This is a genomic window from Amorphoplanes digitatis (assembly GCF_014205335.1).
In the GTDB taxonomy this organism is placed as follows: domain Bacteria; phylum Actinomycetota; class Actinomycetes; order Mycobacteriales; family Micromonosporaceae; genus Actinoplanes; species Actinoplanes digitatus.
The window spans coordinates 612,663-630,166 of sequence record NZ_JACHNH010000001.1 but is presented as its reverse complement, the minus strand read 5'-3'; the positions used below and the strand labels follow the sequence as shown (position 1 = coordinate 630,166).

Annotated in this window: 12 protein-coding genes, 1 tRNA gene and 1 pseudogene; 9 read left to right on the top strand and 5 right to left on the bottom strand. The window is 72.1% G+C overall.

Annotated features, from left to right (window positions below):
- The first annotated feature begins 46 nt into the window (after positions 1 to 46).
- On the top strand, positions 47 to 2,407 hold the full coding sequence (locus BJ971_RS02940; RefSeq protein ID WP_184989555.1) for a transglycosylase domain-containing protein: 2,361 nt from the start codon (positions 47 to 49) through the stop codon (positions 2,405 to 2,407).
- Here BJ971_RS02940 and BJ971_RS02935 read toward each other — a convergent pair whose 3' ends face one another.
- Both BJ971_RS02935 and BJ971_RS02930 read right to left on the bottom strand, forming a co-directional pair.
- On the bottom strand, positions 2,408 to 3,655 hold the full coding sequence (locus tag BJ971_RS02935; RefSeq protein WP_275411383.1) for a chitosanase: 1,248 nt from the start codon (positions 3,653 to 3,655) through the stop codon (positions 2,408 to 2,410).
- A gap of 23 nt (positions 3,656 to 3,678) precedes the next feature.
- Positions 3,679 to 3,930 (bottom strand): hypothetical protein, encoded by a 252-nt coding sequence (locus BJ971_RS02930; RefSeq protein ID WP_184989553.1) that lies wholly within the window; start codon positions 3,928 to 3,930, stop codon positions 3,679 to 3,681.
- Between the two features lie 96 nt (positions 3,931 to 4,026).
- Between BJ971_RS02930 and malQ the strand changes: the two genes are divergently transcribed.
- A complete protein-coding gene (gene malQ / locus BJ971_RS02925; RefSeq protein ID WP_184989551.1) occupies positions 4,027 to 5,973 on the top strand; it encodes a 4-alpha-glucanotransferase in 1,947 nt (648 codons plus the stop codon).
- Positions 5,974 to 5,988: 15 nt separating this feature from the next.
- Here the strand turns inward: malQ and BJ971_RS02920 are convergent, their stop codons facing one another.
- Entirely contained in the window at positions 5,989 to 6,378 is a 390-nt protein-coding gene (locus tag BJ971_RS02920; protein ID WP_239087603.1) for a hypothetical protein, read from the bottom strand.
- 206 nt (positions 6,379 to 6,584) lie between these two features.
- On the opposite strand from BJ971_RS02920, the gene BJ971_RS41940 reads away from it, so the two are divergent.
- The 3 genes from BJ971_RS41940 (at position 6,585) to BJ971_RS02905 (ending at position 11,033) form a co-directional block, all read left to right on the top strand.
- The gene (locus BJ971_RS41940) at positions 6,585 to 9,008 is read left to right on the top strand and encodes a polyketide synthase dehydratase domain-containing protein (RefSeq protein ID WP_184989549.1); all 2,424 of its coding nucleotides are present in this window, start codon (positions 6,585 to 6,587) and stop codon (positions 9,006 to 9,008) included.
- A 61-nt stretch (positions 9,009 to 9,069) separates the two neighbouring features.
- Positions 9,070 to 9,921 (top strand): spermidine synthase, encoded by an 852-nt coding sequence (locus BJ971_RS02910; RefSeq protein ID WP_184989547.1) that lies wholly within the window; start codon positions 9,070 to 9,072, stop codon positions 9,919 to 9,921.
- Positions 9,922 to 10,052: 131 nt separating this feature from the next.
- Positions 10,053 to 11,033, top strand: a complete 981-nt coding sequence (locus BJ971_RS02905) for a translation initiation factor 2 (protein WP_184989545.1) — start codon at positions 10,053 to 10,055, stop codon at positions 11,031 to 11,033.
- Positions 11,034 to 11,265: 232 nt separating this feature from the next.
- On the opposite strand, the pseudogene BJ971_RS02900 reads toward BJ971_RS02905, so the two are convergent.
- Both BJ971_RS02900 and BJ971_RS02895 read right to left on the bottom strand, forming a co-directional pair.
- Positions 11,266 to 12,252 (bottom strand): annotated as a pseudogene (locus tag BJ971_RS02900) (TerC family protein); the annotation flags it as partial.
- A gap of 85 nt (positions 12,253 to 12,337) precedes the next feature.
- Positions 12,338 to 13,102 carry a pentapeptide repeat-containing protein gene (locus BJ971_RS02895; protein WP_203709461.1) on the bottom strand — a complete coding sequence of 255 codons (765 nt, stop codon included), beginning with the start codon at positions 13,100 to 13,102 and terminating at the stop codon, positions 12,338 to 12,340.
- Between the two features lie 183 nt (positions 13,103 to 13,285).
- Here BJ971_RS02895 and BJ971_RS40865 point away from each other — a divergent pair, with 183 nt between their 5' ends.
- The 4 genes from BJ971_RS40865 (at position 13,286) to BJ971_RS02875 (ending at position 17,489) form a co-directional block, all read left to right on the top strand.
- Positions 13,286 to 14,542, top strand: a complete 1,257-nt coding sequence (locus BJ971_RS40865) for a lamin tail domain-containing protein (protein WP_239087602.1) — start codon at positions 13,286 to 13,288, stop codon at positions 14,540 to 14,542.
- 66 nt (positions 14,543 to 14,608) lie between these two features.
- Positions 14,609 to 15,499 carry a DUF2199 domain-containing protein gene (locus BJ971_RS02885; protein ID WP_184989541.1) on the top strand — a complete coding sequence of 297 codons (891 nt, stop codon included), beginning with the start codon at positions 14,609 to 14,611 and terminating at the stop codon, positions 15,497 to 15,499.
- Positions 15,500 to 15,532: 33 nt separating this feature from the next.
- Positions 15,533 to 15,609: transfer RNA gene (locus tag BJ971_RS02880), tRNA-Met, on the top strand.
- Positions 15,610 to 15,731: 122 nt separating this feature from the next.
- Positions 15,732 to 17,489 (top strand): ATP-binding protein, encoded by a 1,758-nt coding sequence (locus tag BJ971_RS02875; protein WP_184989539.1) that lies wholly within the window; start codon positions 15,732 to 15,734, stop codon positions 17,487 to 17,489.
- Positions 17,490 to 17,504 lie beyond the last annotated feature (15 nt).

The following is a 17,504-nucleotide window of genomic DNA, read 5'->3' as shown; positions in this document are numbered from 1 at the left end:
GTCGCCGCCCCCGCGGCGCGCCGAGGCCTGCGAAACGGACACCCTGATGCGCGGACGCGATCACCACTTCGTCACGAACGTGACTTCGCTGCTGATCTGTGGCCTGTTGGCCGGTATCGCCGTGGCCGCGGCCGCGTTCCCCGCCGTCGCCATGTCCGGCCTCGCGGCCAAGGCCGGCAGCGAGGGCTTCGCGAGCCTGCCCAGCGAGCTCAAGCAGGCGACCGCGCCGCAGCTGACCCGGGTCTTCGCCGCCGACAACAAGACGCCCGTCGCGGTGTTCTACGACGAGTTCCGCAGCGAGGTCCCGCTCAAGGACATCTCCGTCAACATGCAGAACGCGATCGTCGCGGCCGAGGACCACGAGTTCTACACGCACAACGGCGTGGACCTCAAGGGCGCCGCCCGCGCGATGGTCAACAACTCGGGCAAGCAGAACTCGAAGCAGGGCGCGTCGACGCTGACGATGCAGCTCGTCCGCATGTCCCTGTCGTACACGGCGACCTCACCGCAGGAGGTCGTCGACGCCACCAAGGACACGCCGGCGCGCAAGATCGCCGAGATGAAGTACGCGATGCAGATCGAGAAGAAGCTCACCAAGCAGCAGATCCTGGAGCGCTACCTCAACGCGGCACCCTTCGGAAACGGCGCGTACGGGGTCTACGCCGCCAGCCAGGTCTACTTCCGCAAGCCGCCCAAGGACCTCACCATCGCCGAGGCCGCGCTGCTCGCCGGCATGGTCAAGGCGCCGACGGGCTTCGACCCGACCACGACGATCGGCTATCCCAAGGCGCTGGACCGCCGCAACTGGGTCATCGGCAACATGCGCGACCTCGGCTACGCCACGCCGCAGGAGGCGACCGACGCCATCGCCGTCAAGCTCGGCCACACCACCCAGCGCACCGGAAACGGCTGCGCCGCCGTGAAGAACAACAGCTGGGGCTTCTTCTGCGACTACTTCTACCGCTGGTGGCTCAGCCGCCCGGAGTTCGGCCGGAACCCGTACGACCGCGAGCGGCGGCTGAAGAGCGGCGGCTACACGATCCAGAGCTCGCTCGACATCAAGGCACAGGCGGCGGCGCGGGAGAACATCGCGGACCGGATCGGTGTCAAGGACCGCGACGCGCTGCTGCTGGCCGCGGTCCAGCCGGGCACCGGCCGGGTCCGCGCCCTGGCCGCCAACCGCCGCTTCAAGCTGGACGACGGGCACAACAAGCTGTCCTCGGACCCGGCCAAGGCGGACAAGAACATCCGCGGTAGCTACCCGAACACGACGAACCCGCTGCTCACCGGCGGCGGCGACATCACCGGCTACCAGGCCGGGTCGGTCTTCAAGATGTTCACCATGGTCGCCGCGCTGGAGAACGGCTTCCCGCTGGCGTACCCGATCAACACGACGTACCGCTACAAGTCGAGCTACCGCGACTCACCCGGCTGCGGCGGCGGCTTCTACTGCCCGAGCAACGCCTCGAAGAGCGAGAAGGGCCCGTACAACATGTGGACGGGCTTCGGCAGCTCGGTCAACACCTACTTCGTCCCGCTGGAGGAGAAGGTCGGCGCCGAAAAGGTCGTCGACGTGGCGCAGCGCTTCGGCGTCCAGTTCCGGGCGCCGAACGACGAGGAGATGGCGACGAAGTACGCGGAGGACTGGGGCGCGTTCACCCTCGGCGTCTCGGCGTCGACCCCGTTGGACATGGCGAACGCGTACGCCACGCTGGCCGGTGACGGCAAGTACTGCACGCCGACGCCCGTTCAGCAGATCACCACGCTGACCGGCGAGAAGCTGGACGTCGGCAAGCCGAACTGCCGGCAGGTCACCAAGCCGGACGTGGCCCGGGCTGCCCTGGACGCGGCGCGCTGCCCGGTCGGCGACTCGGCACAGCTGGGCGGCTGCCACGGCTCGACCGCCGGCGGCGCGCGCGGCATCGTCGGCCACCCGATCTTCGGCAAGACCGGCACGACCGACAACGACAAGACGGCCTCGCTGATCGTCGGCACCAGCTCGATGGTCGTCGCCGGGTACCTGGTGAACCCGGACTACCAGAACCATCCGTACCGGCTGAGCCACGACGTGGTGAACCCGGCGGTCGAGTACACCCTGCGCGACATCATGAAGGGCAAGGCGCGGGTCCAGTTCAAGCGGCCGTCGGGCAACAAGATCGCCCAGGGTGAGCAGCGCTCGATTCCGGGCTTCGGCTGCATCAGCGTGGCGGACGCGATCGCCAAGGTGGAGGGCGCCGGCTTCACGGCGACGCCGGGCACCGAGGTCGAGTCGGACTGCCCGAAGGGTCAGGCGGCCGGCACGGAACCCTCCGGCCGGACCATCAAGAACGGCTTCGTCAGCATCCAGATCAGCAAGGGCAAGCCGGGGGCGAAACCGGGGCCGAGCACACCGGCCGCCCCGCGTTAGCTAGCGGATCGTGAAGGTCTCGCCGTAGACCTTCCAGGTCAGCGGGGTGTTCAGGTCGAGGTTGGTGGCGCGCAGGAAGGTGCGCTGCGCGGTCTCGACCCGGGAGACGTCGCGGTGCGCCGGCTCGGTGCGCATCTCGGCGACCCGCGCGTTCAGGAAGGCGTTCAGCCAGACGATCTCGTCGCCGGTCTGGTCCTTCGGGACCTGCGCCTTGCGCAGCGCGGCGGCCCGGATCTCCCGCAGGCCGGACATGCCGTGCATGACGGCCGCGTCGTAGTAGGCGAACTGCCCGAGCGCCCGCAGCCCGTCGGCCGTGGCCAGGGCGACCGAGGGATCGAAGTACATCCGGTCCCGCTCGTCCTCCTGCGTCTTGCGGAAGACCGGGTCCGCGGCGGCCGCCTTCCAGGCGGCCGGGTAGCCCGGGTCGAGGCCGGCGTGCGAGTCCGAGCCGTCGACCGCCCGCAGCGCCGGCAGGTACGGCGCCAGCCGGTTGCCCGGCGAACGCCGCGTGTACTCGGTCACCAGGGCCAGCATGTCCGAGGTGCCGGAGGTGAAGCCGACGATGCCGCCCGTGTAGCCGCGCCCGTCGTGCAGGTCCTCGAGGTAGTCGTACTCGCCGCGCCAGTCCAGCGTGGAGTTCTCCGCGCTGGAGACCAGCGCCAGCGCGGACGCCTTCTTCTTCGGATCATGCAGCCCCGCGGCGAGCTGTGCCGCGGCTGCGGATGCGCCGGCCGTCGTCTTGGTGGCCGGCGCGGCCGGGCCGGGGCCGTAGGTCTGCACCTCGTAGAGCGAGTAGCCCTGCGGGGTGCCCCGCTGGGTGCCGAGCACCCGCAGGTAGCGGCCGGCGCCGGCGAGCTTCTTGAGGTCGTCGGTGCCGCCGTCGCCGTCGGTGGTTGCGTAGAGATCCCGCCAGGCGGAGACGTCGTCGGAGACCTGGATCCGGTACGCCTTCGCGTACCCGCCCGCCCAGTGCAGCCTGACCCGGGTGACGTCCTGCGTCTGGCCCAGGTCGACGATCAGCCACTGGCTCGCGGGTCCGAGGGCGGCCGCCCATGACGTGTTCGCGAAGCCGTCGACGGCCTTCGCGGCGTCGTGCGCGGCATCGGTCACGGTCGACGCGACGACCGGGCGTCCCTTCGAGAGCAACACATCGGGGGCCGCGTCGGCGGTGACCGAGATGACCAGCGGCACCGTGCACACCGCGGCGATCCCGGTGCCCAGCGCGATCGCCTTGGCACGAAAGCTCACCCTACAAACCTATGCGGGTGCGCTCAGCGACGTTTACGGTTCCGTGAAATCAGGACGATGGCCAGGATTATGCCGCCGACGACCAGCAGGCAGCACAGGCCGCCGAGGAAGCCGAAGAAGCCGACGCCGCCGCGCCGCCGGGACCGCGCCGCCTCGACGGCCAGGTCCGAGACGCCGTTGCTCGCCGCCCAGGCGTGCACGGGCACCACCAGGGTCAGGACGACTCCCGTCACCGCCGCGCTGAGCCGGGACCACCACTTCACTGCTGAGGACATGCCGTCCATCTTGGCGGATCCCCGCAAGACCCGCTTGACCTTCAAACCCCCCTACAGGGCAGGGTATGAGCAGCGGAGTCGAGCGAAGGGGCCGATATGGACGCAGATCTCACTGCTCTTGCCGAGGCGCACGGGGTGGCCACCTGGTACGAGGACTGGCACCGCGAACGGCGCGAGGTGGCGGCGGAGTCGGTGATCGGCGTGCTGGGCCTGCTCGGCGTCGACGCGACCTCGCCGGCGGCGATCGCCGAGGAACTGGCCGCGATCCGCACCGCCAAGGAGCGGCACCTGCTGCCCGGCACGGTGATCGTCCGGCAGGGCGGCACCCGGCCGCTGACCGGCACGATCCACCTGGAGGACGGCTCGCTGGTGGAGGCCGCCGGCGCGTTGCCGGCCGACCTGCCGCTCGGCTGGCACCGGCTGGTCACCGGCGACCAGGACGTGGCGCTGGTCGTGGTGCCCACCGAACTGCCCGAGCCGCCGGACACCTGGGGGTGGATGCTCCAGCTCTACGCCCTGCACTCGGCCGCGTCCTGGGGCGTCGGCGACCTCGGCGACCTGCGCGCCTTCGTCGAGGGCGGCCGGGGCGCCGGGCTCGTCCTGCTGAACCCGCTGCACGCCATCACCCCGACGCTGCCGGTGCCACCGTCGCCGTACTCGCCGTCGAGTCGGCGCTTCGCGAACCCGGTCTACCTGCGGGTTGCCGACACGTCCGCGTACCGGCGGGCGGATCCGCCGCTGCGGGAGCAGATCGACGCGCTGCGCCCGGCGCCCGCCGCCGACGGGCTCATCGACTACACCGCCGCCTGGCAGGCCAAGCGCGCCGCCCTGCGGCTGCTCTGGCCGCTCGCCGGCGAGGTGGACCTGGACGCCGATCCCGGCCTCACCGCCTTCGCGACGTTCTGCGCCCTCGCCGAGGTGCACGGGCCGAACTGGCGGGAGTGGCCGGCCGAGCTCCGGCGCCCGGACTCGCCGGCGGTGCTCGCGGCCCGCGGCGGTGACCAGGTCGCCTTCCACGTCTGGTTGCAGCGGCTGCTCGACGAGCAGCTCGACGCCGCCAACCGGGCCGCCCGGGACGCGGGTATGCCGGTCGGCATCGTGCATGACCTCGCCGTCGGCATCGACCCGAACGGCGCGGACGGCTGGCTGCTACAGGACGTGCTCGCCGCCGGGGTGCACACGGGCGCGCCGCCGGACGCGTTCAACCAGCTCGGCCAGGACTGGGGCCTCGCCGCCTGGCGGCCGGACCGGCTGATCGAGACAGGCTACGCCGCGTACCGGGACATGCTCCAGCGGATCTTCCGGCGCGCCGGCGGCCTGCGGGTCGACCACGTCGCCGGGCTCTGGCGCCTGTGGTGGGTGCCGCCGGGCCTCGGCGCCGCCGAGGGCACGTACGTGAGCTACGACCCGGAGGCGATGCTGGGCATCCTGGCGCTCGAGGCGCACCGGGCCGGCGCCGTCGTGATCGGCGAGGACCTGGGCACGGTCCAGCCGCTGGTCACCCGGACGCTGGAGCGGATGAACATGCTCGGCTCGGCCGTACTGTGGTTCACCCGCGACTACCGCAACGACCCGACCGAGCAGTACCTGCCGGCGGCGGAGTATCCCCGCAACGCCCTCGCGACGATCTCCACCCATGATCTGCCGACCGCCGCAGGCTTCCTGGTCGGCGAGCAGATCCGGGTCCGCGCCGGACTGGGCCAGCTGACCGGGACGCTCGAGGAGGAGCACGATCACGCCGACAAGGACCGGGCCAAACTGCTGTTCCGGCTCACCGAGGAGGGCCTGATCACCCCGGAGACCCCGGCCGAGGAGATCATCGTGGCGATGCACCGGTTCCTCGCGCGTACCCCGTGCCGGTTCGTCACGGCGTCGCTGTACGACGTGCTGGGTGAGCTGCGCCAGCCCAACCTGCCGGGCACCTCGGACGAGTATCCGAACTGGCGGATCCCGCTGACGGCCGGGCTTGAGGAGATCCTCGCCGACCCGCGGCTGGACCGGATCGCCGAGGTCCTGAGCGCGCGGAAGGGCGCGGCCGGCTGAGCGCCGCCCGCCGCCTCAGAACGCGAACGGGCCGGGCGGCGGGTCGTCGTCGACGGCGAAGAGCATCGGGTGTACGGCGAGCCGCTGGTCCGGCTCGCGACAGAGCGGCGGCGGCAGCAGGGACGAGCGGTGCTCCGGGTGCTCCTTGCAGTGCCGCTCGGCCCGGCTGATCGCGTCGGCGTGGTGCCGCCCGCCGCCGTACTCGCCGCAGCTGTCGCAGTCCCAGCGCCAGTACGGTGGCCCGGCGTCCGGCGACCGGTGCCGGCGGATCTTCAGCAGCGGCCCGGCACTGTGCTGCGCCGCGGCGAGGATCGCCACCATGTCGCCGGCCGGCGGCGGCTCGGTGGTCCACACCGGCCCGGAGTCGACGATCTCGGGCAGCGCGCTGGTACCCGTACCCGACACCGCTCACCTCCACGTTGATCTGTTGGGCTCAGTGTGGACCGGACACGCGGGCCCGGACGGGTGGTTTCACGTATGAGGGCGGCCCCGTTCACCCGTACCGGTAGATGATTGTCGATCTGCCCGTATGCGCCGTCCGCTTTGTCCAGATTGGGGTTGCCGGGCGGGCGCCTCCCGCCCGGCGCTCGCGCCGATCGAGGAGAGAATCCGTGCCGTCCAGCCCGCACCTCCCCCTGTCCGACAGCCCGCCCCCGGCGGCCGACGCGCCGGGCTGGGAGGTGCTCGAGCTGGCGCGGCGCAGCGCCGAGGCGCACGCGACCTTCCAACGGCTGATGACCGAGGCGCACCTGGAGTACCTGCGCGTCACCGAGACGATCCTGACCGGACGCCTCGCGACGACTCCCACCCTCCCGGCGCCGCACACGACCGCGCCGCACACGACCGCGCCGCACACGATCGCGCCGCACACGACAGCGCCGCACACGACAGCGCCGCACGCGACCGCGCCGCACATCGCCGCGCCGGCCGTTCCGGCGCAGCCGGACCGGCAGGGATCGCCCGCCGCCGGGCCGCCGGCCGGGCCGCCGGCCGGGCCGGTCCCCAAGCCGCAGGACGGTGACACGGCGGCAGCTCCCGAGGAGGTGCCCGGAGCCGGCGTGCTGGTGCGACCGGCACCGTCCTGGGTGGAGACCGCACAGTGCGGGCGCCCGCTCCCCGGCCTGGACGCCGGCCGGGTACACGTCGTCGACGGCGGCAGCGGCCTCGGCGCCGCGGTCGCCGCCGAACTCTCCGAGCGCGGCGTCGCCGCCACGGTGGCCGACGGCCGGGGACCGGGCGGCGTCGTCCTGCTGGCCGGCATGGCCGGCCCGGCCACCCCCGAGGACGCGATCGACACCCAGCTCGCCGGCCTCCGGCTGGCCCGCGAGGGCGGCCGGCGCGGGGTCTTCGTGGTCGTCGCGGACACCGTCGCCCGGCCCGCCGGCGCCTGGCTCGGCGGGCTGAGCGGCCTGGCCACGGCCGACGACGGGGAACGGACGCCGGTGTACGTCGAGTGCGAGCGCGGCGACCGGGGACCCGCCGCCCTCGCCGGGGTGATCGCCGACGAGCTCACCCGCGGCGGCGGGGCGCAGCGCGTCCGCCTGGCCGCGGACGGCACCCGCAGCGTCGGCCGGCCGGCCGAGCCCGAGCCCTCGGCCTGGCCCGGGATCCTGCTCGGGTCGGAGCCCCGGATCGGCGCGGACTCCGTACTCCTGGCCCGCGACTGCGGCATGGCCCTTGTCGAGCTGGCCCGCGAGACCCCGTGCCGGTTGATCCTGATCGGGGACACGCCCCTCGCCGACGAACCGCCCGGCCTGGCCGACGCCCACGACGAGCGCACCATCCTGCGCCGGTTCGCCGCCGGCACCGGCGGGCCGGACGGCCTCGCCGGCATGCGGGCCCGGGCCCGCGCGCTGCTGGCCGTGCGCGAGATCCGCGCCACCATCGAGGCCTGCGAGGCGGCCGGCGCCCAGGTCCGCTACCTGTGCGCCGACGGCGCGGGTGCGCTCTCCGCCGAGCTGGACCGCGCCCGGGCCGACTGGGGACCGATCACCGGCCTGCTGTACGGGCCGGCGCCCACCCCGGCGGCGAAGTCCGACGACGCCGCGTCCGGCGCGCAGCTCACCGGGCTGGCGGCGGCGCTCGCCGCGACCGCGCGGGATCCGCTCGACACGATCGTCCTCTTCTCCGGCACGACGGATCACGCCGTGGTCGGCGCCGCGCTCGACCGCGTCGCCGAGGCCGAGCAACAGCGCCGCCCCGGATGCCTCGTACGCTCGCTTGCCTGGACCTCCCGGCGTACCGGTGAGGCCGGGCCGGGGCACCCACGGCCCGGAACCGTCGCGGTGAGCGCGGCGAGATATCCCTGGATCGGCGATCACCGGCCGCAGGACATCCCGATCCTGCCGCCCGCCGCCGGCCTGGGCTGGATGGCCGCGGCCGTCCGGGAGCGGGAGCCCGGCGCCGTGCTCACCGGTTTCCGGGTGCTGCGCCCGGTGGCGACCGCGGAGCCGCAGACGATCTCGATCACCCTCTCCGGCCGGGAGGTGTCGCTGATCAACGGCGCCGGCGAGCCGTGCTTCCGGGCCCGGTCCGGCGCGCCCGGCCGGGACCGCGAGTGGCGGCCGACCGGCGACCCGGCGCGGTTCCCGGGCAGCTCGGTCTACGCCGGCCGGCCGCTGTTCCACGGCCCCCTGCTGCGGACGGTCCGCTCGCTGGGCGAGATCGGCCCGACCGGGGTCGTCGGAACCGTTCTCGGCGCCGGGGCGATGGGCTGGGCGGACGACGACCTGCCGGTGGATCTCGCGGCGCTGGACGGCGCCGTGCAGCTCGGCGGGGTCTGGGCGATGGACGAACACCGCCCGGTGCTGCCGATGGGCGTCGCCGAGTGCCGGATCCACCGGTGGGGGCGGCTGCCCGGCCCCGCCCTGTGCGTGGTCGCCGACGGGCGGCGCGACAAGTTCGGCGCACACTGCGACGCCGCCCTGGTCGGCCCGGACGGCGAGCTGTGGATGGAACTGCTCGGCATCGAGTTCATCGCCCTCGCCGCGGACGCACCCGCGCTCACCGCGCCGAACCCGGTGAGCTGGACGTAGGAGGTGACCCGGCCGGGTTCCCGCCACCCCGCCGCCGCACGGCAGGCGACATACTGCTGCCGTGGCACAGCGCAGGCGGGGTGAGCGGCGGGTCGAGAGCGTCGGCTCGGGGGTGGCCGAGCTGGTCGGGGACCCGGACCGGCCGTCGGGCTGGACGCTGCTGCTGGACGGCGCGCCGCAGTCGCACGTCGACCTGGCCGATCCGACCTACCTCGAGTTCGAGTACATCCGGCGGATGGCCGCCGCGATCGACCTGATCGCGCCGCCCGGTACGCCGCTGCGGGCGCTGCACCTGGGTGGGGGCGCGTTGACCCTGCCGCGCTACATCGCCGCGACCCGGCCCGGCTCGCCGCAGCGGGTGGTGGAGATCGACGGGCCGCTCGTCGACCTCGTACGCCAGGCGCTGCCCTGGGACCCGAAGGCCAAGCTGCGGGTCCGGGTGGGCGACGCCCGCGAGGCGGTCACCGGAATGCGCGACGCCGGGTACGACCTGGTCGTCGTCGACGTCTTCGCGGGCTCGCGCACGCCGGCGCACCTGGCGTCGGTGGAGTTCGTCCGGGAGGCGGCCCGGGTGCTGGCGCCGGGCGGATGGCTGATCGCCAACGTCGCCGACGGGCCGCCGCTGCGGTACGCGCGCACCCAGGTCGCGACGATCCGGGCCGTGCTGCCGCAGGCCTGCCTGATCGCGGACGCCGCCGTGCTGCGCGGCCGGCGGTTCGGCAACCTGGTCGTGCTCGCCGGGCGGACGACGCCGCCGGTGCCGGAGCTGAGCCGGCGGGTCGCCGGCGACTGGTTCCCCGGACGGGTCGAAACCGATCTCGATCGATTCACCTCGGGGCAGGCGGCGGCGACAGACATCGACGCAGTTCCCTCTCCGGCCCCTCCCGACGGGCTGTTCAGCTCCCGGCCCTAGGCCGAAGGTTCAGGTTCGTCCGGCGCACAAAACATTCAGTGCCTGACGACTTGTCTCTGTGGACACCATCCCGTTCTAATCGATGAATGTTGGACCGGCACTTCCTGTCCGTCTCAGGATCACCGTTGCCCATGACCGACGTGTTCGGGCCCTTGCAGGGCGGCGAGCGCGAGCTGTGGCGCGGCCGCTGCGCCGTCGCCGAGTACGCGTTCGACAAGGCCGCCTCGCTGCCGCGCTGGGCGCTGCCCGAGACGACCGAGATCCTCGTCACCGACCACCGCGTGGCGTACGCGTACACGGCCTCCGAGTCACCCGACGACGTCGAGGTCACCTCGGGCGAGCTGCGCTGGCTCTGGCCGCAGTACCTGCGGATGCAGCCCGGCGACCGGGTGGCGGGCCGGGCCGCCTCGGCCGCGCAGATCCAGCTCGTGTGCGCCGCGTCCGACGGCACCTTCCCCGCGCTGGTCTTCGCGGGCGGCGACCTGACGACGGCCGGCGACGCCGACCGGGTGGCGAACCTGATCCGGCACGCGATCGCCCGCTTCCGGGTGGACAACGCGGAGAAGCTCGGCCTGTCGACGCCGCAGGCCCGGATGCTGTCGCGCCTGCTCATCGGCCCGGAGTTCAACAACCGCCAGGGCGGCGAGGGCCAGACGGTCACGCTGCTCGGCTCGCTGACGCTGACCCGCCCCGCCCCCGCCGCCGGCCCGGCCGCCGAGCCCGACCCGGCGCCCCGGCCTCCCGCCGAGCGGGGCCGGCCCGCGGGCGACGGCACCGTGCGGTCGCGCGGACGTCGCCCCGGCCTGGCCGGCGACGACGCCCGGGCGTTGCGGGCCGCCGCGGCGGACGCGGCCGCCGAGCTCGCCGAGCCCGGCCTCGCGACCCGCGCGGCGGACCTGGCGGCCCGGGTGGCCAGCCTGGTCTCGGGGGCGCCGACCCTGCGGACGCCGCGTGCCGATGACGACGAGCCGACCACCGACCTCGCCGCCCGCGCCGCGCACGTGCGCCGCGCGGAGGCCCGCTTCGTGGCGAACTCGGCGAAGGGCAAGGCCGGCACACGCCGACCCGGGCGCGAGATCGGCCTGGGCTCGCGGGGCAACCGCATCACCTGAGTCAGACGAGCGGCCGGGATGCGACGCTGAAGCACGTCCCGGCGTCGACCCGCCGCTCGTGCAGCGCGTGCGCCCGGCGCAGCAGGTCCATCAGCTCGGACTCCTGGCGGATCCGGGCCCGGTACCGCTCCGGCAGGCTCCTGAGGTGCTCCTCCTCGATGACGAGCCGGTGGTAGATCTCGTCGCAGTACTTCGGGTCGGTCTCGATGTCGAGGAACTCTTTGGCGTGCCGGCGCGCCGCGGCGACGTACGTCTGCGCCCGGCCCTTCGGGCTGAGCAGCGAGGCGACCACCGTGATAACCAGTACGCCGACGATGAAGATCAGCGACGCGCCGGTGCTGATCTCCACCACGTCGATGGGATCGCCGCCGTTGATGAACGGGACGTTGTTCTCGTGCATGGCGTGCAGGATCAGCTTCACCCCGATGAAGGCCAGGATCGCGGCGAGCCCGTAGGACAGGTAGATGAGCCGGTCCAGCAGGCCGTCGAGCAGGAAGTAGAGCTGACGCAGGCCGAGCAGCGAGAACACGGTCGCGGTGAAGACCAGGTAGACGCTCTGGGTGAGGCCGAAGACGGCCGGGATCGAGTCCAGCGCGAACAGGATGTCGGTGCCGCCGATGGCGATCATGACCAGCAGCATCGGGGTCAGGACCCGCTTGCCGTCCCGGACCGTGAAGAGCTTGTCGCCGTCGTACTCCTCGGAGGTGCGCACGAACCGCCGGGCCATCCGGATGATCACGTTGTCCGCGGAACGGTCGTCGCTGTCGTCGCCCTTGAGCAGGCTGCCGGCCGTGACCAGCAGGATCAGGCCGAACAGATAGAAGATCCAGGCGAAGGAGTTGATCAGAGCGGCGCCGAGGAAGATGAAGCCGGTCCTGGCGATCAGCGAGAACACGATGCCGAAGAGCAGCACCTTCTGCTGTTCGGCGCGCGGCACCTTGAAGCTGCCGAGCAGCACCAGGAAGACGAAGAGGTTGTCGACCGACAGCGCCTTCTCGGTCAGCCAGGCGGCGAAGAACTCGGCGCCGACGTCCGGGCCGCCGAAGACGAACACGGCGAGGCCGAAGAGGACGGCGACGCCGACGTAGCCGGCGGACCAGGCGGCCGCCTCCCGCAGCGAGGGTATGTGCGCGCGCCGGACGTGGAAGTAGAAGTCGAAGGCGATCAGTCCGATGACGCCGACGACCGTCAGCGACCAGACCAGGCCGGACACCTGCATGTCAACACGCTCCCGTGGAGGCCTCGGTCCTCGCCGAGATCCATCCTAGGTCCTGTTCGGACCGGGTGCGCGGTGAGCGCCGGTCTCACCGCCTGGTCGTCTCGTCGGTCACCGCGGCCTTGACCTGCGACTCGGTGAGGAACAGCGCGCCGGTCAGGTCGGCGCCCCGCAGGTCGGCACCCCGCAGATCCGCTCCGGTGAAGTCGGCCGTGCGCAGGTCGGCACCGCGCAGGTCGGCACCGATCAGTACGGCGCCGCGCAGGCTCGCACCGCGCAGGTCGGCGCCCCTCATCCGGCGCCCCATCAGGTTCGCGCCGCGGTGATCGGCGCGCCGGGTACCGGCCCGGGCCAGCTCGCTCGCCTTCACCAGCAACGGGTTGACCTTGCCCCGGAACTCGGCGACGTCGAGGGCCAGCAGCTCGTCGGGTGTCCCGCCGGCAAGCGCGGTGGCCTCCTCCAACGCCGCCTCCAGGCGCGGCCGCAGCCGGCGCGCCGCCGGCAGCTCCAGCGCCTGGCTCACGTACCAGAGAAGCTCGTGGATCTGCCGCATGACCGGCAGCACCGCGAACATCTGCCCGGCGGCGCCGGGCGCGCCCCGCCAGTCCCGGCCGCCGAACGTCACCTGGGTGACCTGCTGGCCGGCCCCGAAGCAATCGAAGACGACGCAGCCGCGGAAGCCCTTCTCGGGCAGCCGCTCGTGGATGCCGCACCGGAAGTCCTCGGCGAGGTTGGGACAGGGCCGCCCGGCGGGCTTGTCAATGGCGAAGTCGGCGGACCTGGCGAAGGCGGGCGCGACGCAGCACAGCCCGGCGCACCGGCCGCAGTCCGCGCGCAGCTCGAGGGTGACCACGTGACGACGGTATACCGGCCGCTTTTCGGGCACGGAGTCCGAGATGCCGATTACCTCCCGTCACCATCCGTCATGACTGTATGTGACTTTACGTGTGAAATTCCCCGCCCTTCCAGAGGGGTGACTACTTTCCGTTACTCCGACTACGCTGCGCTGGCCCTAAACCACGAGGAGAACCTGCTGATGCGTGCACGTAAGACGGCGATATTCGCGACGATCGGCTGCGCGGCCGCTCTCGGCCTGGCCGCCCCCGCGGCCGCCGCCGACGCGGCGCCGACCATCTCGGCGCCGGCGAGCCGCACCGGCTTCGGTGAGATCACCATCACCGGTACGGCGCCCGTGGGCGCGACCGTCGAGCTGTACGAGTCGGCGTACATCTGGAACGACTTCTACCCCTCGCCCGACTACGTCACCGGCGGATACGTCACCACGAAGGCGAACGGCTCTGGCGACTACACGCTGAACCGGCTTGTCGACTCCGGCTTCCGCTTCTACGTGAAGGCGAACGGCGTCGAGTCGAGGCGCATCATCGTCGCGGTGGGGATCATCCCGACCATGACGATGACCGCCTTGGACGGCACCGTCGAGGTGAAGGTCGCGGCCGACCCGGGCCAGCCGGGCCTCCAGGTGCACGTCCAGCGCAAGGAGGGCGCCGCCTGGACCGACGTCGCGGGCGGCTACACCTCCAACCCGGCGGCCGTCTTCACGACGACCCTGAACGGGCAGGGCTCGGGCACGAAGACCTACCGCGCCGTGATCGACCCCGACGCGGAGAACAACCTGCTGGCCGGGCAGACCACGTCGGTCTCGCTCAACGTCGGCGGCGGAAGCGGCGGCGGCACGGGCGGCGGGACCGACCCGGAGCCGACACCCACCCCCACCCCCACTCCCACCCCGACGCCGACGCCGACGCCGACGGCCACCCCGACGGCCACGGCAACGCCCACGGCCACGGCGACGTCCACGGCGACGCCCACGGCGACCGTGGCGCCCACAGCGACCGTTGCGCCGCCCACTGCGACCGTGGCGCCCAAGCCGGTGCCGACCACGCCGGCGCCGAAGGCCGGCGACGTGCTGCTCTCGAAGATCGTCTACAACTCGCCGGGCAAGGACACCGGCAGCAACACCAGCCTGAACGCCGAGTACGTCCGCCTGCTCAACACGACCAAGGCGACGATCAACCTCAAGGGGTGGACGGTCCGCGACGCGGCCGGGCACGTCTACACGGTCACCACCGACCAGCGCGTCGCCGCCGGCGCCTACGTCTACCTGCACACCGGCAAGGGCACCAACGGCAGGCCCGACGCGCGGCACCGCTACTGGAACCGCACCGGCTACGTGTGGAACAACGGCGGCGACACCGCGTACCTGCGTACCCCGGCCGGCAAGTCGATCGACACCTGCAAGTGGACGAGCGACAAGGGCAAGACCTACTGCTGAGCGGCTGGTCAGGAACGGCCCTCCGGCGCCTGCCGGAGGGCCGCATCGGGTGGGTAGGGTGCCCGGGTGCCTGATCACCTGCCTGACTGCCCGTGCTGCCACGGCGCCCTGTCCCCGGTCGAGTTCGCGATCCGCTCAGCCTGGCCGGACCCGATGCTCGCCCTCTCCGAGGCGGAGCGGGAGGCGACCTGGGGCAACCACCACCTGCGCCAGGCGGACGGCATCGGCGCGTTCGTCCGCTGCCTGATGCCGGTGCGCCTGACCGGCGGCGGCAGCATCGAGTTCTCCGTCTGGCTTCAAGTCGACCCGGACTCGCTGCGGCACGCGCACGAGATCTGGGAGACCCCCGCGTACGCGGACCTGCGGCTGGAGGGCACCGTCTCGAACGACGTCAAGCCCTGGGACGACCTGCTCGGCGCCCCGGGCCGGGCCGAGGTCCGCGAACTCGAGTCGATCCCGTACCTGGTGGCGGACGAGGGCACCCTGCTGTACCGCATCCTGCACGAGGAGTGGGACCACGACGAGGTGCTGAGCCGCCTCACCCCCGCCCTGCCCACCCCGGTGCGGCAGCGCATCACCGAGCGCTGGTCACTGGAGCGCTCGGCCGGCCTGGAACTCAAGTGGCACGAGAACCGCCTCTACTTCGCCGGCCCCGGCCGCACGGTGCACCTGGACTCGCTGGGCCCGCCGCCCGGCCTCTCCCCCGCCGACGTGATCACCGCGCTGACCGAGGACGCCCCCCGGGACCGCGACGGCGAACTCACGGAGGAGGACGGCGACCTCCGCCGCCACGCCTTCTGGCGCCCGGCCCTCGGCGACGGCCGCATCGTGCACAACCTGCACGGCTTCGTCGCCGTACCCGGCTCGGTCCTGCACCTGGTCTGCGTCTACGACGACCCGGATTCCCTGGACTGGGCGCAACGCGTCTGGCGCTCCGTCCGCCCCGAAAAGGGCTGACGGCCGGCGGCGTGCTAGCGTTGCACTTGCCGACGCGGGGTGGAGCAGCTCGGTAGCTCGCTGGGCTCATAACCCAGAGGTCGCAGGTTCAAATCCTGTCCCCGCTACCACGTGCAAGGCCCCCGGAGAGATTCTCTGGGGGCCTTCGCTTTGCCCGGCCGCCGTATCCACCTGAAACCCATCATGCTAGCTATCATGCTAGTTGGCATGACGGGATGACCGGGGAGCTGTGGTGCTTGACGCCGAGCTGGGCGAGATCGTTGCGAACCTGCGCGTCCTCGGCGCGGACATCGCCGACGTCGAGGTGAAGAGCAGCGGCGGAGGACTGCCGAAGTCTCTCCGGGAGACACTCTCCGCGTTCTCCAACACGCGCGGTGGTGTCGTCATTCTGGGCCTCGACGAAGGCCGGGGCTTCGCCGCCGTCGGCCTGACGAACCCGGCGAAGCTCGCGGCTGACTTCGCGTCGATGTGCTCGTCAGAGATGGATCCCCCGATAAAGCCACTCATACGGATCCACCAATTTGAGGGCGAGCGGGTAGTAGTCGCGGAGATTCCCGAACTTGATCCGGCCCAACGGCCGTGCTTTTACATCGGGGCGGGAATGCACAAGGGCAGCTTCATCCGGGTCAGCGACGGCGACAGGCGCCTGTCGGCCTACGAAGTCCAGATAGTGCTGTCCTCAAGAGGCCAGCCACGAGATGACGAGCAGGCGGTACCCGGCGCGGAGATCGGCGATCTGGCGCCGGCAGGTGTTGACGCCCTGATCGCGCGGCTGCGCACCAGCAGGCCGTACGCGTTCCAGGACCTCGACCGCCTCGCCGTCCTGCGCCGGGCCAAGGTCCTCGTATCCGCGCCGGACGGCAAAGACGAGGTCTCGCTCGCCGGCCTGCTGGCCCTCGGCTCCTACCCTCAGGAGCGATTCCCACAGCTCATGCTCACCTTTGTCCACTACCCGACCGCCGCCGGCGCGCAGTCCGCCACCGGGCAGCGCTTCCTGGACAACGTTGCCCTCGAAGGCCCGATACCGGTAATGGCCCGCGATGCTCTGGCCGCCATCCGCCGAAACATGTCGCGCCGGGCGGTGGTGACCGGCGCGGGCCGTCAGGACAGCTGGGAGTATCCCGAAACCGCATTGCGCGAGGCGGTCGTCAACGCGCTGGTGCACCGGGATCTGTCAGGCAGTGCAAGAGGCACCCAGATCCAGGTCGAGATGTACCCCGACCGCCTGGTAATCAAGAGCCCCGGTGGCCTGTTCGGCCCGGTCACAGTCGACAATCTCGGCGAGGAAGGTATCTCCTCGGCGCGCAACGCCACCCTGATGAAACTGCTCGAAGACGTTCCGCTGCCCGGCGAGACACGCACCGTCTGCGAGAACCGCGGCTCCGGCATCCGCTCGATGCTCGACGCGCTCCTGAGCGCCGGCATGAGCCCGCCTCAGTTCGAGGACCGCGTCTCGTCCTTCATCGTCACCTTCCCGAATCACACCCTGTTGTCCGAAGAGACCCTCGGCTGGATCAGCGGCCTCGGCGAGCAAGGCCTCTCCGACAGCCAGTGCGTCGCTCTGGCGATCCTCCGTGAGGAAGAGATGTTGGACAACCGCTCCTACCGGGCCGCGACCGGCGTCGATTCACGCGTGGCGACCACCGAACTCCAAGATCTCGTCGCCCGCGAACTCGTCGCCCAGAGCGGAACCCGACGCTGGGCGCATTATCGGCTGGCACCGCGCCCGGCCTCCCGCATCAGCGGCACCACACCCCGGGCAGACCGCCGCCCGGCCCTGCTCGCCGCCCTCGGCGACGAAACGCTCTCACGAACCGAACTAGCCATCCGGACCGGACTCAGCGACCAGACGGTCCGCCGCTGGCTGACCATCATGCGAGAGGAGGGAACAGTAGACCTGGTCGGAAACGTCCCCCGCAGCAAAAGCACCCGATACCGACGCGCCCGCCAAGAAGCACTGTTCCCCACGAACACGACCGACGAAAAATAAGATCCCGCACAGCCA